At 72.3% G+C, this 22,013-nt stretch carries 23 protein-coding genes and 1 pseudogene; 17 read left to right on the forward strand and 7 right to left on the reverse strand.

Translation table 11 applies throughout. The annotated features are described in order from the left end of the window. Positions 1 to 198: 198 nt before the first annotated feature. Together HII36_RS41295 and HII36_RS41300 are read right to left on the reverse strand one after the other, a co-directional pair. Positions 199 to 402, reverse strand: coding sequence for a hypothetical protein (locus HII36_RS41295; protein WP_173528796.1), 204 nt, complete (start codon positions 400 to 402; stop codon positions 199 to 201). A gap of 26 nt (positions 403 to 428) precedes the next feature. Further along, on the reverse strand, positions 429 to 1,142 hold the full coding sequence (locus HII36_RS41300; RefSeq protein ID WP_236004422.1) for a FadR/GntR family transcriptional regulator: 714 nt from the start codon (positions 1,140 to 1,142) through the stop codon (positions 429 to 431). Between the two features lie 100 nt (positions 1,143 to 1,242). On the opposite strand from HII36_RS41300, the gene HII36_RS41305 reads away from it, so the two are divergent. From HII36_RS41305 to HII36_RS41325, 5 genes are read left to right on the forward strand one after another with little or no spacing between them, the layout of a single operon-like run. Continuing rightward, positions 1,243 to 2,841 (forward strand): FAD-dependent monooxygenase, encoded by a 1,599-nt coding sequence (locus tag HII36_RS41305; protein ID WP_328808129.1) that lies wholly within the window; start codon positions 1,243 to 1,245, stop codon positions 2,839 to 2,841. After that, positions 2,838 to 3,683 (forward strand): fumarylacetoacetate hydrolase family protein, encoded by an 846-nt coding sequence (locus HII36_RS41310; RefSeq protein ID WP_173528798.1) that lies wholly within the window; start codon positions 2,838 to 2,840, stop codon positions 3,681 to 3,683. The genes HII36_RS41305 and HII36_RS41310 overlap by 4 nt, the downstream gene beginning before the upstream one ends. Beyond that, positions 3,683 to 4,588 (forward strand): VOC family protein, encoded by a 906-nt coding sequence (locus HII36_RS41315; RefSeq protein ID WP_173528799.1) that lies wholly within the window; start codon positions 3,683 to 3,685, stop codon positions 4,586 to 4,588. Before HII36_RS41310 ends, HII36_RS41315 begins: the two co-directional genes overlap by 1 nt. Beyond that, complete coding sequence (locus tag HII36_RS41320) at positions 4,585 to 5,676, forward strand: zinc-dependent alcohol dehydrogenase (RefSeq protein ID WP_328808130.1); 1,092 nt, start codon at positions 4,585 to 4,587, stop codon at positions 5,674 to 5,676. Before HII36_RS41315 ends, HII36_RS41320 begins: the two co-directional genes overlap by 4 nt. Continuing rightward, a complete protein-coding gene (locus tag HII36_RS41325) occupies positions 5,673 to 6,977 on the forward strand; it encodes an MFS transporter (protein WP_173528800.1) in 1,305 nt (434 codons plus the stop codon). The genes HII36_RS41320 and HII36_RS41325 overlap by 4 nt, the downstream gene beginning before the upstream one ends. Here the strand turns inward: HII36_RS41325 and HII36_RS41330 are convergent. Next, positions 6,868 to 7,290 carry a cold-shock protein gene (locus HII36_RS41330; protein ID WP_173528801.1) on the reverse strand — a complete coding sequence of 141 codons (423 nt, stop codon included), beginning with the start codon at positions 7,288 to 7,290 and terminating at the stop codon, positions 6,868 to 6,870. The two genes, HII36_RS41325 and HII36_RS41330, sit on opposite strands and share 110 nt — an antisense overlap. Before the next feature lie 181 nt (positions 7,291 to 7,471). Here HII36_RS41330 and HII36_RS41335 point away from each other — a divergent pair, with 181 nt between their 5' ends. Next, the gene (locus tag HII36_RS41335; protein ID WP_173528802.1) at positions 7,472 to 7,945 is read left to right on the forward strand and encodes a GNAT family N-acetyltransferase; all 474 of its coding nucleotides are present in this window, start codon (positions 7,472 to 7,474) and stop codon (positions 7,943 to 7,945) included. Between the two features lie 73 nt (positions 7,946 to 8,018). Here the strand turns inward: HII36_RS41335 and HII36_RS41340 are convergent, their stop codons facing one another. Both HII36_RS41340 and HII36_RS41345 read right to left on the reverse strand, forming a co-directional pair. Further along, positions 8,019 to 8,312: a hypothetical protein gene (locus tag HII36_RS41340; RefSeq protein ID WP_173528803.1), complete on the reverse strand. Its 294-nt coding sequence runs from the start codon at positions 8,310 to 8,312 to the stop codon at positions 8,019 to 8,021. Further along, positions 8,309 to 9,078 (reverse strand): annotated as a pseudogene (locus HII36_RS41345) (helix-turn-helix transcriptional regulator). The gene HII36_RS41340 and the pseudogene HII36_RS41345 overlap by 4 nt, the downstream one beginning before the upstream one ends. Positions 9,079 to 9,130: 52 nt before the next feature. On the opposite strand from HII36_RS41345, the gene HII36_RS41350 reads away from it, so the two are divergent. The 6 genes from HII36_RS41350 (at position 9,131) to nirD (ending at position 17,883) form a co-directional block, all read left to right on the forward strand. Continuing rightward, positions 9,131 to 10,231, forward strand: coding sequence for an epoxide hydrolase family protein (locus HII36_RS41350; protein ID WP_173528804.1), 1,101 nt, complete (start codon positions 9,131 to 9,133; stop codon positions 10,229 to 10,231). 192 nt (positions 10,232 to 10,423) lie between these two features. After that, positions 10,424 to 11,734: an MFS transporter gene (locus HII36_RS41355; RefSeq protein WP_173528805.1), complete on the forward strand. Its 1,311-nt coding sequence runs from the start codon at positions 10,424 to 10,426 to the stop codon at positions 11,732 to 11,734. Positions 11,735 to 11,736: 2 nt separating this feature from the next. Continuing rightward, on the forward strand, positions 11,737 to 13,749 hold the full coding sequence (locus HII36_RS41360; protein WP_173528806.1) for a molybdopterin oxidoreductase family protein: 2,013 nt from the start codon (positions 11,737 to 11,739) through the stop codon (positions 13,747 to 13,749). Continuing rightward, positions 13,746 to 15,140, forward strand: coding sequence for an FAD-dependent oxidoreductase (locus HII36_RS41365; protein WP_173528807.1), 1,395 nt, complete (start codon positions 13,746 to 13,748; stop codon positions 15,138 to 15,140). Before HII36_RS41360 ends, HII36_RS41365 begins: the two co-directional genes overlap by 4 nt. Next, the gene (nirB, locus tag HII36_RS41370; protein WP_173528808.1) at positions 15,137 to 17,563 is read left to right on the forward strand and encodes a nitrite reductase large subunit NirB; all 2,427 of its coding nucleotides are present in this window, start codon (positions 15,137 to 15,139) and stop codon (positions 17,561 to 17,563) included. Before HII36_RS41365 ends, nirB begins: the two co-directional genes overlap by 4 nt. Next, the gene (nirD, locus tag HII36_RS41375) at positions 17,560 to 17,883 is read left to right on the forward strand and encodes a nitrite reductase small subunit NirD (protein WP_173528809.1); all 324 of its coding nucleotides are present in this window, start codon (positions 17,560 to 17,562) and stop codon (positions 17,881 to 17,883) included. Before nirB ends, nirD begins: the two co-directional genes overlap by 4 nt. Here the strand turns inward: nirD and HII36_RS41380 are convergent. Beyond that, on the reverse strand, positions 17,880 to 18,041 hold the full coding sequence (locus tag HII36_RS41380; RefSeq protein WP_173528810.1) for a hypothetical protein: 162 nt from the start codon (positions 18,039 to 18,041) through the stop codon (positions 17,880 to 17,882). The two genes, nirD and HII36_RS41380, sit on opposite strands and share 4 nt — an antisense overlap. Positions 18,042 to 18,225: 184 nt before the next feature. On the opposite strand from HII36_RS41380, the gene HII36_RS41385 reads away from it, so the two are divergent. The 3 genes from HII36_RS41385 to HII36_RS41395 all read left to right on the forward strand — a co-directional run bounded on the left by HII36_RS41385 (position 18,226) and on the right by HII36_RS41395 (position 20,016). Continuing rightward, entirely contained in the window at positions 18,226 to 18,831 is a 606-nt protein-coding gene (locus HII36_RS41385) for a YybH family protein (RefSeq protein WP_173528811.1), read from the forward strand. An 85-nt stretch (positions 18,832 to 18,916) separates the two neighbouring features. Next, a complete protein-coding gene (locus HII36_RS41390) occupies positions 18,917 to 19,198 on the forward strand; it encodes a metal-sensitive transcriptional regulator (RefSeq protein WP_173528812.1) in 282 nt (93 codons plus the stop codon). Between the two features lie 173 nt (positions 19,199 to 19,371). After that, a complete protein-coding gene (locus HII36_RS41395; RefSeq protein WP_173528813.1) occupies positions 19,372 to 20,016 on the forward strand; it encodes a class I SAM-dependent methyltransferase in 645 nt (214 codons plus the stop codon). 99 nt (positions 20,017 to 20,115) lie between these two features. Here HII36_RS41395 and HII36_RS41400 read toward each other — a convergent pair whose 3' ends face one another. After that, positions 20,116 to 20,328 carry a hypothetical protein gene (locus HII36_RS41400; RefSeq protein WP_173528814.1) on the reverse strand — a complete coding sequence of 71 codons (213 nt, stop codon included), beginning with the start codon at positions 20,326 to 20,328 and terminating at the stop codon, positions 20,116 to 20,118. Positions 20,329 to 20,579: 251 nt separating this feature from the next. Between HII36_RS41400 and HII36_RS41405 the strand changes: the two genes are divergently transcribed. Both HII36_RS41405 and HII36_RS41410 read left to right on the forward strand, forming a co-directional pair. Beyond that, positions 20,580 to 21,326 (forward strand): hypothetical protein, encoded by a 747-nt coding sequence (locus HII36_RS41405; protein WP_173528815.1) that lies wholly within the window; start codon positions 20,580 to 20,582, stop codon positions 21,324 to 21,326. 240 nt (positions 21,327 to 21,566) lie between these two features. After that, positions 21,567 to 21,905 carry an NADH-quinone oxidoreductase subunit A gene (locus HII36_RS41410; protein WP_173528816.1) on the forward strand — a complete coding sequence of 113 codons (339 nt, stop codon included), beginning with the start codon at positions 21,567 to 21,569 and terminating at the stop codon, positions 21,903 to 21,905. Positions 21,906 to 22,013: the final 108 nt, after the last annotated feature.

Consider the following 22,013-nt stretch of genomic DNA (forward strand, 5'->3'; position numbering starts at 1 on the left):
GCCCCAGCCTGCACTCGCCCAGCTCGTGCCCGCCCGGCCTGTGCTCGCCACTCCCGGGGCCGCCACCATCGGGGCCGCCACTCCCAGGGCCGCCCGTTCCGAGGCCGCCACCTCTGGGGTCGCCCGTCGCGGGGCTGTCCGCGCCTGCGTCGTCCGCCGTCATGACGCCAGTTGACCACACGCCCACACCGCCACCCCTCAGCGGGCGCGCCGCAGCGCCCACACCCCCAGCACCACGTCCAGGACGAAACTCAGCGCCAGCGCCGCGAATGCGGCCGCCCTGAACGGGCCCACGGAATACGGATCCTCGCCCTTCGCCAGGGACAGCAGCGCGAACGTCGCGCCGATGGTGACCGTCTGGGCGGACAGGAAGGCCGCGATGACGGCCCTGGTGGTACGCATCCCGTCATTCTGATCGGCGGCGCGGGTCAGTCGGCGGTCGCGCTCGTGGTCGTGGTGTTGTGGGCCTGGATGAGGCGGTGTGCCTCGTCGCGGTCGCGGCGGTCGAGCGCGTCGATGAGGTCGGCGTGCAGCCGGTGCCGCTGCTCGATGTACTCGGGCAGCGGCTCGCTGCCCGGCAGCACCGACAGCGTGTGCTGCTCGATCAGGTCGAGCAGGTTCGTGTAGAGCGAGTTGAGCAGCGTGTTCGGGCTGATCGCGGCGATGCGGGCGTGCAGGCGCCAGTTGGCGTGGACGAAGGCCACCGGGTCGCCCCCGGACGCCGCCTCCCGCATGTGTTCCAGGTGGACGCGCAGGTCGGCGATGTCGGCGGGGGAGCCGTGCCACAGCGCGTCGTCGATGAGCAGCGGGTCGAGCGCGTCGCGGATCCTGATGGCGTCGGCGACGTCGGTCTGCTGGGAGTCGAGCGCCAGGACGGAGTTGCCGAGCCGGACCATCGGCGACTGCTCGGCGGCGAACAGCCCGCCCCCAGGCCCCGGCCGTACGGTGACCAGGCCGCGGGCCTGCAGCAGGCGGAGGGTCTCGTTGAACGTGCCGACCGACACCCCGCAGGCGGCCCGCAGTTCCTCCTTGGTGCCCAGCCGGGCGCCGGGTTCGGCGGCGGCCGCCAGCAGGGCGATGCGGTCAGCCGCCTGCTCCGCACGCCTTTGTGCGGGTTTGTCGGCTTCGGTGGCTCGGAGCAACAGGCCCTCCATGGGTCTCATTGATTATGCACAATACCTTGACGCTCCATCCCAGGTGCATGCAATATGCCCGTAATCATCATGAGGAATTGGAGCGATCGTGGACGACGTGCCCGTGCTGATCGTCGGCGGCGGCCCGGTGGGGCTGGCCACCGCGGTGGAACTGCTCCACCACGGGGTTCGCTGCCTGGTCGTCGAGCCGCGCGCGTCGGTGTCGTGGCTGCGTCCGCGGGCCAAGACCACCTCGGCCAGGACGATGGAGCTGTTCAGACGCTGGGGCCTGGCCGAGACGGTACGCGAGCGCGCCCCGCTGGCGGTCGCCTGGTCGCACGAGGCGGTGTTCGCCACCAGCCTGCTCGGCCGCGAGATCACCAGGATCGGCGGCTGCTTCGGCCTGGACCTGACCGGCTCCGACCGGGCCGCCGAGCCCGGCCAGCAGGTGCCGCAGCCGCTCGTCGAGGAGATCCTGCGCGAGGCCGTCGGCGACGCGCTGCTGACCGGCCATCGGGTGACCGGGCTGCGCGAGGACGCCGACGGCGTCACCGTCACGATCGAGCCCGCGAAGACCCCGGCGCCGGACGGACCGGGGCACGGCGGGCGGCGGGAGATCCGGGCCAGGTACGTCGTGGGCTGCGACGGAGCGCGCAGCGTCGCCCGCGAGGCGATCGGAGCACGCTACGAGGGCGCGCAGGACGGCCGCCCCAACTTCAACATCGTCTTCCGCGCCCCCGGCCTGGCGGAACGCGTGCCGCACGGCCCAGCCGTGCACTACTGGGTGCTCAACCCGGCCCAGCCAGGGCTGCTCGGCCGGCTGGATCTGAAGGAGACCTGGTGGTGCATCGCCCAGGGCGTCGAGGCGGCCGGGGCGGACCCGCTGCGGCTGGTGCGCAACCTGGTGGGCGCCGACGTCGAGGCCGAGATCCTGGCCACCGACCCGTGGAACGCGCGCATGCTGCTGGCCGACAGGTACGCCTCCGCCCGGATCTTCCTGGCCGGTGACGCCGCGCACCAGAACCCGCCGTGGGGCGGGCACGGCTTCAACACCGGCATCGGCGACGCGGTCAACCTGGGCTGGAAGCTGGCCGCGGTGCTGCGCGGGTGGGCTCCGGAGCGGCTGCTGACCAGCTACGAGGTGGAGCGTCGGCCGGTGGCGGCCGACACGATCGCCGTCGCGGCACGCAACATGGCCACCCTGGCCCCGGAACTGGCCGACCCGGCACTCGCCGCCGCCCCCACGGCCCCCGATGACGCCGCCGACACCGCGTTCGAGGCCGTGCGCGAGCGGGTCGCCGAGGCCGTGCACCGTACCAAGGACGGCGAGTTCCACAGCCTGGACCTGGTGCTGGACTACACCTACGCGGGCTCGCCGGTCGTCGCGTCCGGCGGCGAACGGCTGCCGCACCGCTGGCTCGCCCCAGGCCGGTCGCTGTACGACCTGCTCGGCCCCGGCTTCACCCTGCTCGGCGACCTGGCCACGGCCGAGGCGAGGACCGTGCTCGACCAGGCGCGGGCGCTCGGCGTCCCGCTCCACACCGCTGACCTGCCCGGCGAACCGCCGGTCCTGGTCCGCCCCGACCAGCACGTCGCCTGGCGCTCCGACCAGCACGTCGCCCGGCACCCCGACCAGCACGTCGCCGGGTGCTCCGGCGCGAGCGCCGCGGCCGACGCCCTGCCCACCGCACTAGGAGTTCACCTGTGAGAATCGCCAACCTGTCTGGCCGGCTCGTCCTGATCGTCGCGGGGAAGGCGGTCGACGTCGAACGCGCCGCCCAGGGCCGCTTCGCCGCCGACCCGCAGGCCGTCTACGACCGCTGGGCCGAGTTCACCGCCTGGGCGGCAACGGCCACCGACCTGCCGGAAGGCGTGGACTTCGACCCGCGCGACCTCGGCTCGCCGGTGCCCGCGCCACGCCAGGTCCTGGCCGTCGGGCTCAACTACGGCGACCACGCCAAGGAGTCGGGCTTCGCCGTCCCCGACACGCTGCCGCCGGTCTTCCCCAAGTACGCCAGCGCCATCACCGGCCCCGTCACCGAGGTGGCGCTGCCCGCGGGCGGGCACACCGACTGGGAGGTGGAGCTGGTCGTGGCCATCGGCAGCCGGGCGTACCGGGCCGAGCCGTCGTGGGAGCACGTGGCCGGGCTCACCGTCGGACAGGACCTCTCCGAGCGCATCACCCAGCTGGCCGGCCCGGCGCCGCAGTTCGGGCTCGGCAAGTCGTTCCCCGGGTTCGCCCCGGTCGGGCCGTGGCTGGTCACCCCGGACGAGTTCGACGACCCCGACGACCTGGAGCTGGGCTGCTCGATCAACGGCGAGGAGATGCAGAAGGGCCGCACCCGCGACCTGATCTTCTCGGTGCCCGCCCTGATCGCCAAGCTGTCGGCGGTGCTGCCGCTGCTGCCCGGCGACCTCATCTTCACCGGAACCCCGGCCGGCGTGGGCCTGGGCCGCACCCCGCAGCGCTGGCTCGCCCCCGGCGACGAGCTCGTCTCGTACGTCGAGGGCATCGGCGAACTGCGCCAGACCTGCACCGGAGGCAACTGATGGCACTGCACCGGCTGAGCTCCGTCACCATGGGCGTGCCCAACGTGGCGGAGACCGGCGCGTACTACACCGAGTTCGGCCTGGCCGAGCAGGGAGACGGCTGGTTCGCCACCCGCGACGGCGGCCGGCAGCTCCGCGTCGTCCAGGCGCCCACGCGCCGCCTGATCGAGCTGGTCATCGGCGTGGACGACCACGACGACCTGGCCGCCGCGGGCAGCAGGCTCGGCCTGCCGGTGGACGGCGACACGCTCACCGCCCACGAGCCGGCCACCGGCGTCCGGGCCGTCCTGCGGGTCGAGCCGCGCGTCGAGCAGCGGCCGGTCGCGCCCACGCCGTACAACGGGCCTGGCAGGTTCGAGCGCACCGGCGTGCGCGCGCCCGGCCTCCTGCGCGAGGGGCGGGTGCGCCCGCGCAAGCTCGGCCACGCCGTGCTCGGCACCACCGACCTGGCCGTCACCACCGCCTTCTTCCGCGACGGGCTCGGCTTCAAGTCCAGCGACCACATCAAGGACGCCGGCGCGTTCCTGCGCTGCTCGACCGACCACCACAACCTGCTGGTGCTCAAGGCCCCGGTGGCGTTCCTGCATCACACGTCCTGGCAGGTGGACGACGTCGACGACGTCGGACGCGGCGCCTGCGCGATGCTGGAGGAGCACCCGGAGCGGCACGTGTGGGGCCTCGGCAGGCACCACGCCGGGTCGAACTTCTTCTGGTATCTCAAGGACCCGGCGGGCAACTTCAGCGAGTACTACTCGGACATGGACTGCGTGGTCGACGACCAGCTCTGGACCCCCGAGACATTCGAAGGCGCCAAGGGCCTGTTCAGCTGGGGCCCGCCGCCACCGCCGTCGTTCCTGCGACCGGAGGACCTGGCCGCGCTGATGACCGGGGCGCACGCCTCGTGACGCGGCTGGGAACCGTGCCGCCGACCATGCTCGCCCTGCGCGCCGAGCCGGGCTCAGACACGCCGCACCTGGCCAAGGTCCCGGTGCCCGAACCAGGGCCGTTCGACGTGCTGGTCGAGGTGGCCGCCGCCGGTCTGGCGCCCGGCATGCTGCGGCTGCTGGCCCGCGGCGCGTTCAAGCGGCTGCCCACCACGCTCGGGCACGAGGGCGCGGGCACCGTGGTGGCGGCCGGCGAGCGGGTGAGCACGCCGGTCGTCGGGCAGCGGGTGCGCGTGCACGCCAACCTGACCTGCCGGGCCTGCACCTACTGCCGTACAGACCGGGAGATGATGTGCCCGGAACAGGCGATGATCGGGCACGCCGCGTTCTCCGAAGGCCCCACCCCGCTGTACGACGCCTACCACGACGGCTGCCTGGCCGAGTACGTGCGCGTGCCGTACTGGCAGGTCGACCCGCTGCCCGACGCGGTCGGGTTCGACCTGGGCGCCAAGGTGCACGACCTGGCCAACGCGATGCGGGCGCTGAAGAGCGCGGCGCCGTCGCCGGGCGCGACCGTGGTGATCACGGCGGCGACCGGCACCATGGGCACCGCGACGATCAAGCTGGCGCCGGTCTTCGGCGTGGGCCGGCTGGTGCTGGTCGGCCGCGACGCCGGACGGCTCGACGCGGTGCGCCACCTGGCCGGTGACGTGCCGGTGGAGACCGTGCCGGTGACCGAGGAGACCGATCTGACCGCGCGGCTGCGCCCGCTGGCGCCCGAGGCCGTCATCGACTTCACCCCGGAGGGCCCGGTCCTGACGCAGGCCGCGGCCGCCCTGGCGACCGGCGGCACGCTGGTGCACATGGGCGGCAACCCGGCGCCGCTCTCCCTGCCCGCCCGCGTGTGGATGGCCAAGTGCCTGCGGCTCGTGGGCACCCGCTCGTGCACCCGTACCGACGCGCTGGAGGTGCTCGCCCTGCTCGACAGCGGGGTGCTGGCCGCCGACGAGCTGATCACCCACCGCTTCCCGCTGAGCGAGGCGCGGCGGGCGCTGGCCGCGACACGCAACCGGGCCGAGCCGATCTGGATGGCGGTGGTGAACCCGTGAACACGCCCCAGAACGGGCAGGGCGGCCGGCGCGGCGTACTCGTCCTCGCCTTCCTGATCCTCTTCATCGACGGGTACGACCTGTTCACCCTGGGCACCGCCGGGCCCGCGCTGCTGGGGCACGACACCTGGCAGGTCACCCCGGCCACGCTCGGCATGCTCGGCGCGGTCACCGGACTGGGCATGCCGGTCGGCTCGGCGCTGGCCGGCTGGGCGGGTGACCGCTGGGGACGCCGGCTGCCGCTGGTCGTCTCACTCGGGGTCATCTCGGCCGCCATGCTGCTCGGCGCGCTCGCGCCGGGCGTCGAGGTGCTGGCCGTGGCCAGGGCGATCACCGGGGTCGGCGTGGGCGCGCTGGCGCCGCTGGTCGGCGCACTGGTCGCGGACAACGCCCCGGCCGGGCGGCGCACGCTGCACCTGGCCGTGGCGATGGCCGCGCTCGGCATCGGCGGCGCCGCCTCCGCGCTGCTCGGCCGGTTGCTGCTGCCGCAGACGCCGTTCCAGTGGCTGTTAGCGGCCGGCGCGCTGCCGCTGCTGCTGGTCCCGTTGGTGTGGCGGCTGACCGCGGGCGTGGCGGGCGCGTCCAGGACCGGGCCCGTGGCCGGGGCCAGGGCGGCCGAGCTGTTCGCGCCGGGACTGCGGCGGGCCACGGTCTTCCTGTGGGCGGCCGCGTTCATGTCGTTCGCGCTCATCTACAGCACCAGCACCTGGCTGCCTTCGGTGCTGATGAGCTCCGGCTACGACCTGGGCTCGGCGCTGGAGTTCTCCATGGCCTTCACCTTCGGCGCGGCGGCCGGGACCACCGGGCTCTCGCTGCTGGCCGACCGCGGCCACCTGCGCGTCATCACGGTGAGCGGCTTCCTGCTGGCCGCCGCCGCGCTGCTGGCGCTCAGCACCCAGCAGCCGCGGCCGGTCCTGCTGCTGCTCGCCGCGCTGGCCGGGGTCGGCTCGCTCGGCACGCAGAGCCTGGTGATGGCGTGCATGGCCGAGCACTACCCGCCCGCGCTGCGGGCCTCGGGCATGGGGTTCGGGCTCGGCGCCGGCCGCTTCGGCGCGATCGCCGGGCCCGGCTACCTGGCCGCGGTGACCGTGTATCTCGCCTCGCCGCAGGCCGGCTTCTACGCGTTCGTGCTGCCCGCCGTGCTCGGCGCGGCGGCCGTGGCCGCACTGCCAAGGACGGCGGGCACGCCCGCTACTCGATCAGCCAGCCGTGCTTCCTGGCGAGGACGAGCAGGCTCTCGCGCAGCTTCACGATCTGCGCCCCCGTCAGCTCGGGAACGGTCTGCAGGAACAACTCGGTGAACTCGTGGCTGAGCTCGGCCGAGTGCAGGACGTCGCACATCTCCTCGTCGTCGTGCGGGCCCTCGTCCGCGATCGCCGCGCGCGGCGGCTCGGCCTGCCGCGCCCTGGCGGCCGAGACCCGGACGTTGAACGCCTTCAGCCCCCGGTCACCCTCCATGACCTCGTACTCCACCGGCGTGCCCGCGGTGAACGCGGACTTCTCGTCGAGCAGCTCGTTGGAATGGACGAAGACGTCCGGGCCGCCGCTCTTGTCGGGGACGATGAACCCGTAGCCGCGTACCTCGTCGAAGCGCAGGATCCTGCCGGACAACACCACAACAAACCTCCGAAAACGCAACCACCAACATCGACCGGAGCGCTCGGCCCCTGATCGGAAACGAGTCTCGCACGCGCGCGCGTCGCACAGCAACAGCGCCGTCACCGCACGTCGCGGGCCCTGTGAGGTCCCGCGGAGCAGCGCGGGGGCATGCGGTGCCGGCGCTTACGCTGGGCGCATGATTCGTCCTGCCACCCCTGAAGACGTGCCCGAGATCATCAGCATGATCCTTGAACTGGCCACGTACGAGAAGGCGCCGCACGAGGTGCGCGTCACCGAGGAACAACTGCGTTCCGCGCTGTTCGGCGAGCGGCCCGTCGCCTTCGCCCACATCGCCGAGGACGACGGCCGGGTCGCCGGGTACGCGGTGTGGTTCCTCACCTACTCCACCTGGCGCGGCGTGCCCGGCATCTACCTGGAGGACCTGTACGTGCGCCCCGAGCACCGCGGCGGCGGCCACGGCAAGGCGCTGCTCAGGCAGCTGGCGTCGATCTGCGAGGAGCGGGGCTACCAGCGGCTGGAGTGGTCGGTGCTCGACTGGAACGAGCCGAGCATCGGCTTCTACCGGTCGCTCGACGCGGTGCCGCAGGACGAGTGGATCAAGTACCGGCTCACCGACGAGCCGCTGAAGCGGCTGGCCGGCCAGGGCTGAGCGGGCTCCCGGCCCCGCGCACACGGGCGGGCCACGCCGGATCCCGGCGTGGCCCGCCCGCGGGTGAATCGCGTCAGACCCCGGCGTGATGCCGGGCGCGCGGGTTCTGGGCGTGGTCGAACATCTCCAGGTGAGCCGACTCGTCGAGGTCCGTGTGGGTCTCCTCGATACGCAGCGCGTTGCCCAGCGTGAACAGCGTGGGCGCCCACAGGCCGATGAAGATCCCCCAGCGGTCGGCCCGGTCGACGCGGGCGCGTTCCGACCTCTTAGACACGGCCCAGCCGGCGATCGACAGCCCGATCGAGGCCGCTCCCGCCACGTAGGCGTGACTCGACCTGATGCCCATGTCATGGAGCTTTCTGATCATTTCTCCCCCTCTGCTGTGAGTGCTGTTCCCCCAGGTGAGGCGGCATAACCACGGATCCGCCCGCCCAGCCGCTCCAGGGCCGCGAGCAGTTCCGGCGGGCCGTCGGCGTGGAAGTCGGCGTCCAGCATGAGGATGTGCAAGGCCAGTTGCAGCGGCGTGTCACCGCCGGCGTGCACCAGGCAGGTGTCGGCGTCCACGCTCTCGACCAGCACCGAGCCGGGCACCCTGGCGATGATCTCGGCGGCCGGCGCGCGGACGAGCACCCGGGCGCGGCCCGGCGGCGGGGACCCGGGGCGTGATCCGGTCCACCCGGAACGTGCGCCAGTCGTCGCGCGCCACGTCCCAGGCCAGCAGGTACCAGCGCCGCCCGGTGTGCACCAGCCGGTACGGCTCCACGTCCCTGGTACGCGCCCACCCGGCGGCGCAGCCGCTCCGGCAGCACCTGCTCCAGCTTGGTCAGCGCCCGCAGCGACGTCTCCTGGATGCCCTCGACGCTGGCCGCCGTGCGCAGGCCGACCGCGACGGCCACCGCCTCCTCGTCGTCCAGCGGCAACGGCGGCAGCTTGGTGCCCGCGCCCAGCCGGTAGCCGCCGGTCACGCCGGGCGTGGCGTGCACCGGGTAGCCCAGGGCACGCAGCTTGCCGATGTCGTAGCGGACCGTGCGCGGGCTGACCCGGAGACGTTCGGCCAGGTCGGCGCCGGTCCAGCCGGGACGGGTCTGCAACAGCGACAGCAGACGCAACAATCGCGCCGAGGTTTCCAGCATTCGGGCATTATTCCGGCAACTCGTTTGCCACTATGCGTGTGATGCTCAAGGCATGACTCCGTTCCGCATCGACATTCCCCAGGCCGACCTCGACGACCTCCGCGAGCGGCTGGCCCGCACCCGGCTGCCGGTCCAGATCCCCGGCGCGGGCTGGGAGCGCGGCGTGCCGGCGGCGTACCTGAAGGAACTGCTGGAGCACTGGGCCGGCGGTTACGACTGGCGCGAGCACGAGGCGCGGCTCAACGCCCACCCGCAGTTCGTCACCGAGATCGACGGGCAGCGGATCCACTTCCTGCACGTCCGCTCGCCCGAGCCGGACGCCACGCCGCTGCTGCTCACGCACGGCTGGCCGGGCTCGGTGGTGGAGTTCCTCGACGTCATCGGCCCGCTGTCCGACCCGCGCGCACACGGCGGCGACCCGGCCGACGCCTTCCACCTGGTCATCCCGTCGCTGCCGGGATTCGGGTTCTCGGCCCCGCTGGCCGAGGGCGGCTGGAACCTGCGGCGCATCGCCAAGGCGTGGGCCGCGCTGATGGCCGAGCTGGGCTACGACCGCTACGGCGCGCAGGGCGGCGACTGGGGCTCGGGCATCTCGGTCGAGCTGGGCCGGGTCGACGCCGAGCACGTGCTCGGCGTGCACGTGAACATGCTGCTCACCTTCCCCACCGGGGCGCCGCTCGACGCGGCCGACCAGGAACGGCTCAAGCGGATCGAGCACTACGAGAAGGAGCTGAGCGGCTACATGCGCATCCAGGCGACGCGCCCGCAGACCCTCGGCTTCGGCCTGGCCGACTCACCGGCCGGCCAGCTCGCCTGGATCGCGGAGAAGTTCACCGAGTGGACCGACCAGGACGTGGACCGCGACCGGCTGCTCACCAACGTCAGCCTGTACTGGTTCACCAACACCGCCGACTCCTCCGCGCAGATCTACTGGGAGTTCGCCAGGGCGTGGAGCATGCCCGAGGTCTCGCCCACGCCGCTCGGCGTGGCGGTCTTCCCGCACGACATCGCCCTGCCGATCCGCGCGCTGGCCGAGCAGACCAACAAGGTCGTGCACTGGACCGAGTTCGACCGCGGCGGCCACTTCGCCGCCATGGAGGAGCCGGAACTGCTGGTCGGCGACATCAGGATGTTCTTCAGGTCACTGCGCTGAAGGTCACCGCGCTGAGGGTCGGCGTGCTGATCACCGGCGGGCTGATTACCGGCGTGTTTCCGAGGTGACGCTTGTGCGTGGCTTGTTACGCGCGTGAGTCACTCGTAACGAACGCACGGCCACGCAGGGTCAGCGTGCGTAACGCGCGATTCCTAGGTTCGGCAGGGAAGACGCCGAGCCTAGGAGACATCGATGGCGCGCTGGATCGCCGAGTGGCACCCCGACGACCCCGCGTTCTGGGAACGCACCGGCAAGCGGGTGGCCCGGCGCAACCTGGTCTTCTCGATCCTGGCCGAGCATCTCGGATTCACCGTCTGGACGTTGTGGAGCATCGTGGCGGCCCGGATGGGCGGCTACCCGTTCACCACCGACCAGCTCTTCTGGCTCGTCGCGCTGCCGAACCTGATCGGCTCGGTGCTGCGGGTGCCCTACACCTTCGGGCCGGCCAGGTTCGGCGGCAGGAACTTCACCGTCTTCAGCGCGGTGATGCTGCTGGCGCCGGCCGTGGCGCTCGGGGTGGCGGTCAGTGATCCAGGCACGCCGTACTGGGTGTTCCTGACGATCGCGGCGCTGGCCGGGTTCGGCGGCGGCAACTTCGCCTCCAGCATGGCCAACATCACCTACTTCTACCCGCGCTCCAGGCAGGGCGTGGCGCTCGGGCTGAACGCGGCGGGCGGCAACATCGGCGTCAGCTCGGTGCAGCTCGTCATGCCGCTGGTGATCGGCTCGCTGGGACTGGCCGCCGCCGGCTGGTTCTGGATCCCGTTCATCGTCGTGGCCATCGCCTGCGCCTGGTTCTTCATGGACAACCTGACCAGCGCCAAGGCCAGCCCGCGCGAGCAGCTCGCGGTGGCCGGGCGGGCGCAGACCTGGATCATGTCCTTCCTGTACGTCGGCACGTTCGGCTCGTTCATCGGGTACTCGACGGCCTTCCCGCTGCTCAGCACGAGCCTGTTCCCCGGCGCGCCGTGGGCGGCGGTGGCGTTCGCCGGGCCGCTGGCCGGGTCGCTGATCAGGCCGGTCGGCGGCTGGCTGGCCGACAGGCTGGGCGGCGCCCGCGTCACGCTGTGGAACTTCGCCGCGATGGGCGCCGGGATCACGCTGGTGTGGCAGGGCGGCCTGTCGGGGAACTTCTGGCTGTTCTTCCTGGCCTTCCAGCTGCTGTTCCTCACCGCGGGCATCGGCAACGGGTCCACGTACCGGATGATCCCGGCGATCTTCCAGGCCAAGGCGGTGGCCGAGCGGGGCGCGGGCGAGGAGGCGCTGCTGCACGGCAAGCGTCAGGCGTCGGCGGCGATCGGGATCATCTCGGCGGTCGGCGCGCTGGGCGGCTTCCTGATCAACCGGGCGTTCGGCATGGCGTTCGCCGCCGGCGGCGGCCCGGCGCCCGCCTTCCTCGCCTTCGGCCTGTTCTACCTGGCCTGTTTCACGCTGACCTGGTGGTGCTACACGCGGACGATCGGCGTCGCCCGCGTGGCCAGCCTCGCCCACGCCCGGGTCTGACCATGACCGGTACCCACTGCCCCTACTGCGCGTTGCAGTGCGGCATGACCATCGGCCCCGGCCTGACGATCACGCCCAGGACCGACGTCCCGGCCAACGCCGACGGCGCGCTGTGCCAGAAGGGCTGGACGGCCGCAGAACTGCTCACCAACGGCATGCGGCTGACCGCCCCGCTGCTCCACGGTGAGCCCGTGACCTGGGAGGCCGCGCTCGACTACGTGGCCTACCGGCTGTCCGCCCTCCGCGCCGAACACGGCCCCGACGCCGTGGCCGTGTTCGGCGGGGGCGGGCTGACCAACGAGAAGGCGTACTCGCTGGGCAAGTTCGCCAGGGTCGCGCTGGGCACCGGCCAGATCGACTACAACGGCCGCTTCTGCATGTCGTCGGCGGCCGCCGCGTCGACCAGGGCGTTCGGCCTCGACCGGGGCATGCCGTTCCCGATCACCGACCTGGACGACGCCGACGTCGTGCTGATCGCCGGCGGGAACGTGGCGGAGACCATGCCGCCGTTCGTCCGCCACCTGGCCGGGCCGCGGCTGATCGTCATCGACCCGCGCCGCACCCAGACCGCCAGGCAGGCGTGGCTGCACCTGCAGCCCACCCCGGGCACCGACCTGGCGCTCGCGCTCGGCCTGCTGCACCTGGCCGTCGCCGAAGGGCTGGTGGACGAGCCGTACGTGGCCCGCCGCACCACCGGCTTCGACGAGGTGCGCACCTCGCTGGCCGCCTGGTGGCCGGAACGGGTCGAGCGCGTCACCGGCGTGCCCGTCCACCGGATGCGGCAGGCCGTCCAGGCGCTGGCCACGGCCGGCAACGCGTACATCCTCACCGGACGAGGCGCCGAGCAGCACGCCAAGGGCACCGACACGGTCACCGCGTTCATCAACCTGGCGCTCGCGCTCGGCCTGCCCGGCAGGCACGGCTCCGGCTACGGCTGCGTCACCGGGCAGGGCAACGGCCAGGGCGGCAGGGAACACGGCCAGAAGGCCGACCAGCTCCCCGGCTACCGCAGGATCGACGACCCGGCGGCCAGGGAACACGTGGCCGGGGTGTGGGGCGTGCGGGCCGCGGACCTGCCGGGGCCCGGGCGGTCGGCGTACGAGCTGCTCGACGCGCTCGGCACCCCGGAGGGGCCGCGGGCGCTGCTGCTGTTCGGCTCCAACCCGGTGATCTCCGCGCCCGACGCCGACCGCGTCACCGGCCGGATCGGCGCGCTCGACCTGCTCGTGGTCTGCGACTTCGTGATGTCGGAGACGGCGGCGCTGGCCGACGTGGTGTTCCCGGTCACCCAGTGGGCCGAGGAGACCGGCACGATGACCAACCTCGAAGGCCGCGTCCTGCTGCGCCGCCAGGCCGTCGCGCCGCCCGAAGGGGTGAGGAGCGACCTGGACGTCATCGCCGGGCTGGCCGAACGGCTCGGCCACCGCTTCGAGACCGACCCCGTCGCCGTCTTCGCCGAGCTGCGTCGCGCGAGCGCGGGCGGGCCCGCCGACTACACCGGCATCACCTACGAACGCATCGAGGACGAGACCGGCGTGTTCTGGCCGTGCCCGGCCGAGGGGCACCCGGGCACGCCCAGGCCGTTCCTCGACCGGTTCGCCACCCCCGACGGGCGCGCCAGGTTCGTCCCGGTCGAGCACCGGCCGCCGGCCGAGGAGATCGACGACGACTACCCGGTCTACCTCAGCACCGGCCGGGTGCTGGCCCACTACCAGAGCGGCGCGCAGACCCGCAGGATCGCGCCGCTGGTGCGGGCCGCCCCCGAGCCGTACGTGGAGCTGCACCCCGACCTGGCGGAGCAGCTCGGCATCGAGGCGGGGGACCTGGTGCGCGTCAGCAGCAGGCGCGGCCAGAGCAAGGCCCCGGCCAGGATCAGCGACGCCATCAGGCGCGACACCGTGTTCATGCCGTTCCACTGGGACGGCGCCAACCGCCTGACGAACCCGGCGCTCGACCCGGTGTCCAGGATGCCGGAGTTCAAGATCTGCGCGGTCCGGGTGGAGAGGGACTCATGAGGCTCGTCGTGGTAGGCAACGGCATGGCCGGGTCGCGCCTGGTCAGCGAGGTCAGGGCGCGCGACCCGCGGATGCGGATCACCGTGTTCGGGGCCGAGGAGTGCCGGCCGTACAACCGGGTGTTGCTGTCGAACGTGCTGGCCGGCAGCGCGCGTCCGGAGCAGGTGCGGCTGGTGGAGCCGTCCTGGTACGAGCGGCACGGCGTGACGGCCGTCTTCGGCAGCCCGGTCGCGCACATCGACAGGGACACCGGGCACGTGGTCACCGAGGACGGGCGGCGCGAGCCGTACGACCTGCTCGTGCTGGCCACCGGCAGCGACGCGATCGTGCCGCCGATCCCCGGCGTGGCGCGGGCCATCCCGTTCCGCACGCTCGGCGACTGCGAACGCATCATCGCGGCGGCCGGCCGGAGCGCCAGGGCGGTGGTCATCGGCGGCGGGCTGCTCGGCATCGAGGCGGCCCGCGGCCTGGCCGGACGCGGGCTGCCGGTGACGCTGCTGCACCTGGCCGAGCACCTGATGGAACGCCAGCTCGACCTGGAGGCCGGCCAGGTGCTCGGCGAGACGCTGGCCGGGCTGGGCGTGCGGATCCGCACCGGCGTGAACGCCGAGGCCGTGACCGGCGAGGGCGTGCGGCTGGCCGGCGGCGAGCTGGTCGAGGGTGACCTCGTCGTGCTGGCCTGCGGCGTGCGTCCGGTGACCGGGCCGGCCGCGGCGGCCGGGCTGGAGGTGCGCCGGGGCGTCGTCGTGGACGACGAGCTGCGTACCGACGACCCGTCCATCTTCGCCATCGGCGAGTGCGCCGAGCACGACGGCACCGTGTACGGCCTGGTCGCCCCCGCCTGGGAGCAGGCCGAGGTGGCCGCCGACGTGATCACCGGCGGCAAGTCGCTCTACCGCGGCTCCAGGCTGGTCACCAGGCTCAAGGCCAGCAGCGTCGAGCTGGCCGCGATGGGCGAGACGCAGCTCACCGAGGACCAGGCCGAGGTGGTGCGCTTCACCCACCGGGCCAAGGGCACCTACCGCAAGCTCGTCATCCGCGACGACCGGCTGGTCGGCGCCATCGTGCTGGGCGAGAGCGACGCCGTCGGCACGCTCACCCAGCTCTTCGACCGCGGCGGCCCGGTGCCCGGCGACCGTGCCGGGCTGCTGTTCCCCGGGCTGTCCACGGCCCCGGTGGCCGACAGCCCGGTGCTCATGCCGGACGCGGCGAAGGTCTGCCACTGCAACAACGTGACCAAGGGTCAGATCAGGGCGTGCTGGGAGGCCGGCGCCCGCGACGTCGCCGCCGTGGCCGCCGCGACCAGGGCCACCACCGGCTGCGGCACCTGCCGCGACGCGGTGGAGGGCATCGTCGGCTGGCTGTGCGAGCAGGAAGGGGTTACCGCGTGAAGAAGATCGTCGTGGTCGGGTACGGTCCGGCCGCACACCGGTTCGTCGAGCGGCTACGCGAGCGGGGTTTCGCCGGGCGGGTCACCGTGATCGGGGAGGAGCCGCGCCCGGCCTACGACCGGGTGGCGCTGACCTCCTACCTGTCGGGCACCAGCGCGGACGACCTCACCTATCCCGTGCCTGACGGCACGGTGACCAGGCTGAGCACCCGCGTCACCGCGATCGACCGGGCGGCCGGGCACGTGGTCACCGGCGACGGCGGCGTCGAGCCGTACGACGTGCTGGTGCTGGCCACCGGGTCGGCGCCGTTCGTGCCGCCGGTGCCGGGCGCCGAGCACGCCTTCGTCTACCGCACCATCGAGGACCTGGACGCGATCAGGGTGGCCGCCAAGGACGCGAGCGAAGGCGTCGTGGTCGGCGGCGGGCTGCTCGGCCTGGAGGCCGCCGACGCGCTGCGCTCGCTCGGCCTGCGCACCCACATCGTGGAGATGAGCCCCTGGCTGATGCCCAGGCAGGTGGACGAGGGCGGCGGCGCGCTGCTCAAGTCGCACATCGAAGGGCTCGGCCTGAGCGTGCACGCCGGGGCCGGGGTCCAGGAGATCGTCACCGAGGGCGGCCAGGTCACCGGGCTGCGCAAGCCGGACGGCACGCTGATCCCCGCGCAGGTCGCGGTGTTCTCCGCCGGCATCAGGCCGCGCGACGAGCTGGCCAGGGCCTGCGGCCTGGAGGTGGGCGAGCGCGGCGGCATCGTGGTGGACGAGGGCATGCGCACCTCCGACCCCGGCATCTACGCCATCGGCGAGTGCGCGCTGGCCGGCGGCATGATCTACGGGCTGGTCGGGCCGTGCAACACGATGGCCGAGGTCGCCGCCGACCGGATCACCGGCGGACACGGCGGCTTCCCCGGCGCGGACCTGTCCACCAGGCTCAAGCTGCTCGGCGTGGAGGTGGCCCAGTTCGGCGCGATGTCCGGCGCGCTCGACGTCACCTATCTCGACCCGGTGGCCGGGGTGTACAAGAAGCTGTTCATCAGCGACGACGCCAGGACGCTGCTCGGCGGCATCTGCGTCGGCGACGCGTCGCCGTACTCGTCGCTGCGGCCCTACGTGGGCAAGCCGCTGCCCGCCCCGCCGGCCGACCTGCTGTTCAGCGGCGCAGGCGCGAGCCTCGACCTGCCCGACGACGCGCAGGTCTGCTCGTGCAACAACGTCTGCGCGGGCCAGGTACGCGCCGCCATCGCCGAGCAGGGCCTCACCGACGTGCCCGGCGTCAAGGCGTGCACCCGGGCGGGCGCCACCTGCGGCAGTTGCGTGCCGATGCTCAAGCAGCTGCTGGAGAAGTCCGGGGTCGAGGTCAGCAAGAGCCTGTGCGAGCACTTCACCCACTCCAGGGCTGAACTGTTCGACATCGTCCGGGTGCGCGGGATCACCACGTTCTCCGAGCTCATCGGGCAGCACGGGCAGGGCAGGGGCTGCGACATCTGCAAGCCGGCCGTCGCCTCGATCCTGGCCTCGCTGCACAACGGGCACGTGCTGGAGGGCGAGCGGGCCGCGCTGCAGGACACCAACGACGCCTTCCTGGCCAACATCCAGAAGAACGGCACGTACTCGGTCGTGCCGCGCATCCCCGGCGGTGAGATCACCCCGGACAAGCTCATCGTGATCGGCGAGGTCGCTCGCGACTTCGGGCTGTACACGAAGATCACCGGCGGGCAGCGGATCGACCTGTTCGGGGCCCGGGTCGAGCAGCTGCCGGAGATCTGGCGGCGGCTGGTGGACGCCGGGTTCGAGTCCGGCCACGCCTACGGCAAGGCGCTGCGCACGGTGAAGTCGTGCGTCGGCTCCACCTGGTGCCGCTACGGCGTGCAGGACTCCGTCGGCCTGGCCATCGCGCTGGAGCTGCGCTACCGCGGGCTGCGCTCGCCGCACAAGCTCAAGTCGGCCGTGTCCGGGTGCGCGCGCGAGTGCGCCGAGGCCAGGTCGAAGGACTTCGGGATCATCGCCACCGAGCAGGGCTGGAACCTGTACGTCGGCGGCAACGGCGGATTCAAGCCGCGCCACGCCGACCTGCTGGCCACCGACCTCACCACCGACGAGCTGATCAGGACGATCGACAGGTTCCTCATGTTCTACATCCGCACGGCCGACCGGCTGCAGCGCACCGCCGCCTGGCTGGAGTCGCTGGAGGGCGGCCTCGACTACCTGCGCGAGGTCATCATGGACGACTCACTCGGCATCTGCGCCGACCTGGACGCCCAGATGGAGCACCACATCGCCACCTACGCCGACGAATGGCAGGCCACGCTGGATGACCCGGACAAGCTCTCCAGGTTCGTCAGCTTCGTGAACGCGCCGGGGGTGCCCGACCCGTCGATCGTGTTCGGCACCGAGCGCGGCCAGATCAAGCCGGTGATGGCCCGATGAGCTGGGTGGGCGTGTGCGGGTACCAGGCGCTGCAGCCGGAGCGCGGGGTGTGCGCGCTGGTGGACGGCGTGCAGGTGGCGTTGTTCCGCACGCACGACGGCAGCGTGCACGCCCTGGGCAACCTCGACCCGTTCAGCGGGGCGTACGTGCTCTCGCGCGGCATCGTGGGCAGCAGGCGGGACGAGCCGACCGTGGCGTCGCCGCTGCACAAGCAGGTGTTCTCGCTGGTGACAGGCCGGTGCCTGGACCAGGCGGACGTGTCGGTGCCCGTCTATCCGGTGCGGGTGGCGCGGGACCGGGTGGAGGTGAGCCTGCGCTAGTCGTTACCGGTGTCTCTGCCGGCCTGGGTGGGCGGGTAGACGTGCCCGCTGCCGTGGGCCGCGGGCAGGACGCAGCGGCGGCCGGCCTCGACGCTGTCGCACCGGTCGGCCTCATCACGCTGGGGGAGTGGGTCGGCGTTCACCTGGGTTCGCGGCACTGGACGGACGCTATCCGTGGCGCTGCCCCCTCCGGTCGCGACTTGGCAACGATCCTGGCACTGACCGGTCACTGCCGTCCACAGTGAACCGTTACGGTGAGTAATACCGGCAGAGGGTAAAGGGGTGGTGCGGAGTGGATAAACAGGGCATTCGGTGACGACCGGCGCGGGAATGCAAGCGGCCATGAGCAAGATTTTTCAGCGCAGGGCGCTCCTGCTAGCCGCGATCATCCCCGCCGCCGTCCTGGTCGCGGGCTGCTCCGCGGGAGGCACGCAAGCCATGAAGGGGGTGGCCAGCCCGGCGACCCCGACAGAGGGCGACACCATGATGACGCCCGAGGAGACGGGCACCGACGACATGGGCACCGCGAGCCCCACCGGCACCGACGAGGAGACGGGCACCGAGAGCCCGTCGCCCACCGGCACCGGTGAGGGCGCCGCCGGCGACCCGCGCCAGGCCGTGCAGGCGTACTTCGACGCGCTCAAGGCCGGCAACGTCAACCAGGTCGTCAACTCCTTCTCCGACGACGCGGTCGCCGCCGTCGCCGGTCAGGCCACCGCCACGGGCACGCAGGCCATCCGCACGCTCGTTCAGAAGCAGATCCAGGGCAACCAGAACCAGGCCAGTGCCACGCACACCATCGACGAGTCGCGCACGGCCGGCGACTCCGACGGGTTCGTCCGCTCGACCAGCAAGATGGGCAACGACACCTTCCGCGAGTTCTTCGTCCTGACCCAGGACGGCGGGCAGTGGAAGATCGACCGCTTCATGAACAACAAGGCCTCCTGAGGCCGCTCTCCCGCTGAGGCGATGCCGGAATACGGGGAGGGGGTATGGCGTTGCCGTCGGTGTGCCGGCTGACGAGGGGGTCGAGATGGCTGGATACACCGACAGCAAACAGGAGCACCTGCGGCGGCTGCGACGGGTGGAGGGGCAGGCTCGCGGGCTCCAGCGCATGGTGGAGGACGACAAGTACTGCATCGACATCCTGACCCAGGTGTCCGCGGCGACGAGCGCGCTGCAGTCGTTCGCGATCGCGCTGCTGGAAGAGCACATGGCGCACTGCGTGGCCGAGGCGGCCAAGGGTGGCGGCGCGGCGGCCGAGGCCAAGGTCAAGGAGGCGGCGGACGCGATCGCGCGGCTCGTCCGCTCGTGAGGGCGGGACCTGGTCGGTTCGTCGGTTCGTCGGCCTGTGGGGCGGCGGGGCTGGGTGGCTCGTCTGGTGGCCTGCTCGTTGTGCGGGGCCGTCGCGACTGCGGCGGTCCCGACCCGTGACGGGTTTTGGGTTGAATCTGCGACGGATTCCGATTCGGGATCTAGCGTAGAGACATGCAGGACTTGTCGAAGTTCCAGCACCCGCGCTTCGCCCGCGCGTACCAGCGGCTGAGCGCCGAGAGCGAGCGGCAGGGGATGGCCGCCCACCGCAGAGACCTGCTGGCCGGGCTGCGCGGGCGGGTGATCGAGGTCGGCGCGGGCAACGGGCTGAACTTCGCTCACTACCCCGACACGGTCGAGGAGGTCGTCGCCGTCGAGCCTGAGCACCTGCTGCGGGCCATGGCGGAGGAGGCCGCGGCGAGCGCGCGGGTGCCGGTGCGGGTGGTGCCCGGCCACGCCGGGGCGCTGCCCGTCGCGGACGGCACGTTCGACGCGGCCGTGTTGTCGCTGGTGCTGTGCTCGGTGCCCGACCAGGTCGCGGCGCTGCTGGAGGTACGCAGGGCGCTCGCGGCGGGGGGCGAGATGCGCTTCCTCGAGCACGTACGCTCGGGCAACCCGCTCAAGGCCATCGTCCAGGACCTTCTCACGCCGCTGTGGTGGCGGATGGGCGGCGGCTGCCGGCTCAACCGCGACACGGCGGCCGCGATCATGGCCAGCGGGCTGGTGATCGAGGAGGAGCGGCGGTTCCCCTACCGTCCGATGCCCGTGTCGTTGACCACGGCTCACATTATGGGGCGCGCCAGAAACCCAGCCGCGTGAAACCTGCCCGGTGACGGACTGTTGACGCGCTGGTCAGATCGATGACGGGGACCTGAGGCGACAATAAATCGGAAAAATGCGCTTCGCGGTGGGCTTGGGCTAATTCGTGGGAGAGTCGCCGGGGATGCGGGGAGTGATCCGGCGCTGGTCGACCAGGGCGAGGTAAACGGCGAACGCACCCTGGGTCCACATTTCGGCCTGTTGCCTGCTCAGCGAGAGCTCCTCGCCCTCGTGCGTGACGATCATGTAGTGGCCCAGCGGCATTCGACGCCACGCCACCAATACGTTCTCGTAAACGAGCACGTCGAGCATGGCGGTCAGATATTCGCGTCCGGCGGCGCACACGCGGCGTAAGCCTCCTCGCTCCTCGCCGAATTGTCGCCCTGGTCTCCATTGTGCGCGCCGCGCGGAGAAAAGTCGCATCCTCACGGCATAATCCTGCGCCCGACTTCGGCCATTCCCGGCCACGCGGCTGGTCCTCGGCGGTGTTTCCCGGCGTTCCCGGTGCGGCGCCGCCGGGAACCTGGCGCGGGCGGCGGGTGTATGCAGGGCGGAGGTGCACGATGAAACGAATCCTCGCCGTTCTGGTCGCCGCCGCCGCGCTGGTCTTCCCCGGGCTTCCCGCGCTCGGAGCCGGTGGGTGGGCGGTGACGTACCTGGATCCGCCGCCGGACCGGTTCGACGCCGGCACGTCGTACACGCTGGGGTTCTGGGTGCTCCAGCACGGCAGTCACCCGTTCGAGGGGAAGCTGGACCCGGTCGCGCTCCGGCTCACCGGGGAGGACGGGAAGCAGGTCGAGTTCCCCGCGACCGCGCTGCCCGAGGCCGCGCACTACGCCGCCGCGGTGGTCGTGCCCGAGGGGCACTGGAAGGTGGAGGGGATCCAGGGCTGGTTCCGTCCGTATCCGGTGGGCACGCTCACCGTGCCGGGCAGCCTGAAGATCGACCCGATTCCGTCCGAACTGGTCAAACCGGTCACCGACAAGGACTACTGGGGCGCCGTGCGTCCGCCGGGGTTCCCGATGGGCAAGGCGGTGCCCGCGCCGGACTCGCTCCGTCAGCCTGGCGCGCCGGTCGGTGCTGCCGGTCCGAACACGACCGCCGCCCGGCCTGCCGTCGCCGCACCCGCCTCGCCTGCTCGGGCGGGTGACTCGGGGTTCCCCGCGTACGCGCTGCTGATCGCCGGGGTGGTGGGCGCCGGGGTCGCGGTGGCCGCGCTGCGTCTGAGGCGTCGGGCGAAGGGCGAGCCGGAGGTCACGTCCGGGGCGCCGGCCGGGGACAAGGCCGAGACGATCGTCATCTCTGGCTGACCGGGACCCCGTCTTCGAGGGTGGGCGTTTGGCGCAGTGTCCCCGGGGGCAGCGGGACGTCGCCGAGCGCCCACCACCGTGCGACGCACCCGATCGCAGACCGCCCGCTATCTCCTATGGCAGATAGTCGAGAGGTGACGGTTCCGTTTTGCGGCATTTGAGCTGGTGTCGTTTCGCGAAACAGGGCGGGCTGGTTGATACCGTGACGCTGATGAACTAACAAGCTTAGTAGGTGTTGCCGTGGGGGCCGTGCTGGGGATCGTGGCCTTGCTGGGCGCGGGGATCGCCGGGGTGTACCTGGTCTCCCTCGTACTCGCCCCGCGCGGCGTGCTCACGACCGGCCCCTTCTTGTCGGGCGCCAGGCCGCGCGAGCACGCGCTGTCCAGGTTCCACGCCCGGTGGTACGCGGTGACGCTGGTGTTCCTCGCCTTCGACATGGAGATGGTCTTCATGTATCCGTGGGCGCTCGTCGTGGCCGAGGTGGGGGCCATGGCGGTGGTGGAGATGTTCGCGTTCCTGGGGCTGCTGCTGGTGGGCGTGGTCTACGCCTGGCGTGAGGGGGCGTTCAGGTGGGCGTGAGCGCGTGGTTGCTGCGGACGGCCGCGCGCCGGCCCCGGGTCCTGGTCGTCGCGTCGCCGTACGGGACCCGGGCGCGGCTGCTGGCCGAGGCGGAGATCGTCCGGCGGG

Origin of the sequence: Nonomuraea antri, assembly GCF_013283785.1 — a bacterium.
GTDB lineage: Bacteria > Actinomycetota > Actinomycetes > Streptosporangiales > Streptosporangiaceae > Nonomuraea > Nonomuraea antri.

What these genes read in the sequence shown, in the direction of transcription:
- HII36_RS41295 (WP_173528796.1), bottom strand. Translation starts at nt 402, where the DNA reads ATGCGTACCACCAGGGCCGTCATCGCGGCCTTCCTGTCCGCCCAGACG.
- HII36_RS41315 (WP_173528799.1), top strand. Translation starts at nt 3,683, where the DNA reads ATGGCACTGCACCGGCTGAGCTCCGTCACCATGGGCGTGCCCAACGTG.
- HII36_RS41335 (WP_173528802.1), top strand. Translation starts at nt 7,472, where the DNA reads ATGATTCGTCCTGCCACCCCTGAAGACGTGCCCGAGATCATCAGCATG.
- HII36_RS41340 (WP_173528803.1), bottom strand. Translation starts at nt 8,312, where the DNA reads ATGATCAGAAAGCTCCATGACATGGGCATCAGGTCGAGTCACGCCTAC.
- HII36_RS41350 (WP_173528804.1), top strand. Translation starts at nt 9,131, where the DNA reads ATGACTCCGTTCCGCATCGACATTCCCCAGGCCGACCTCGACGACCTC.
- HII36_RS41355 (WP_173528805.1), top strand. Translation starts at nt 10,424, where the DNA reads ATGGCGCGCTGGATCGCCGAGTGGCACCCCGACGACCCCGCGTTCTGG.
- HII36_RS41360 (WP_173528806.1), top strand. Translation starts at nt 11,737, where the DNA reads ATGACCGGTACCCACTGCCCCTACTGCGCGTTGCAGTGCGGCATGACC.
- HII36_RS41365 (WP_173528807.1), top strand. Translation starts at nt 13,746, where the DNA reads ATGAGGCTCGTCGTGGTAGGCAACGGCATGGCCGGGTCGCGCCTGGTC.
- nirD (WP_173528809.1), top strand. Translation starts at nt 17,560, where the DNA reads ATGAGCTGGGTGGGCGTGTGCGGGTACCAGGCGCTGCAGCCGGAGCGC.
- HII36_RS41385 (WP_173528811.1), top strand. Translation starts at nt 18,226, where the DNA reads ATGAGCAAGATTTTTCAGCGCAGGGCGCTCCTGCTAGCCGCGATCATC.
- HII36_RS41390 (WP_173528812.1), top strand. Translation starts at nt 18,917, where the DNA reads ATGGCTGGATACACCGACAGCAAACAGGAGCACCTGCGGCGGCTGCGA.
- HII36_RS41395 (WP_173528813.1), top strand. Translation starts at nt 19,372, where the DNA reads ATGCAGGACTTGTCGAAGTTCCAGCACCCGCGCTTCGCCCGCGCGTAC.
- HII36_RS41400 (WP_173528814.1), bottom strand. Translation starts at nt 20,328, where the DNA reads ATGCTCGACGTGCTCGTTTACGAGAACGTATTGGTGGCGTGGCGTCGA.
- HII36_RS41405 (WP_173528815.1), top strand. Translation starts at nt 20,580, where the DNA reads ATGAAACGAATCCTCGCCGTTCTGGTCGCCGCCGCCGCGCTGGTCTTC.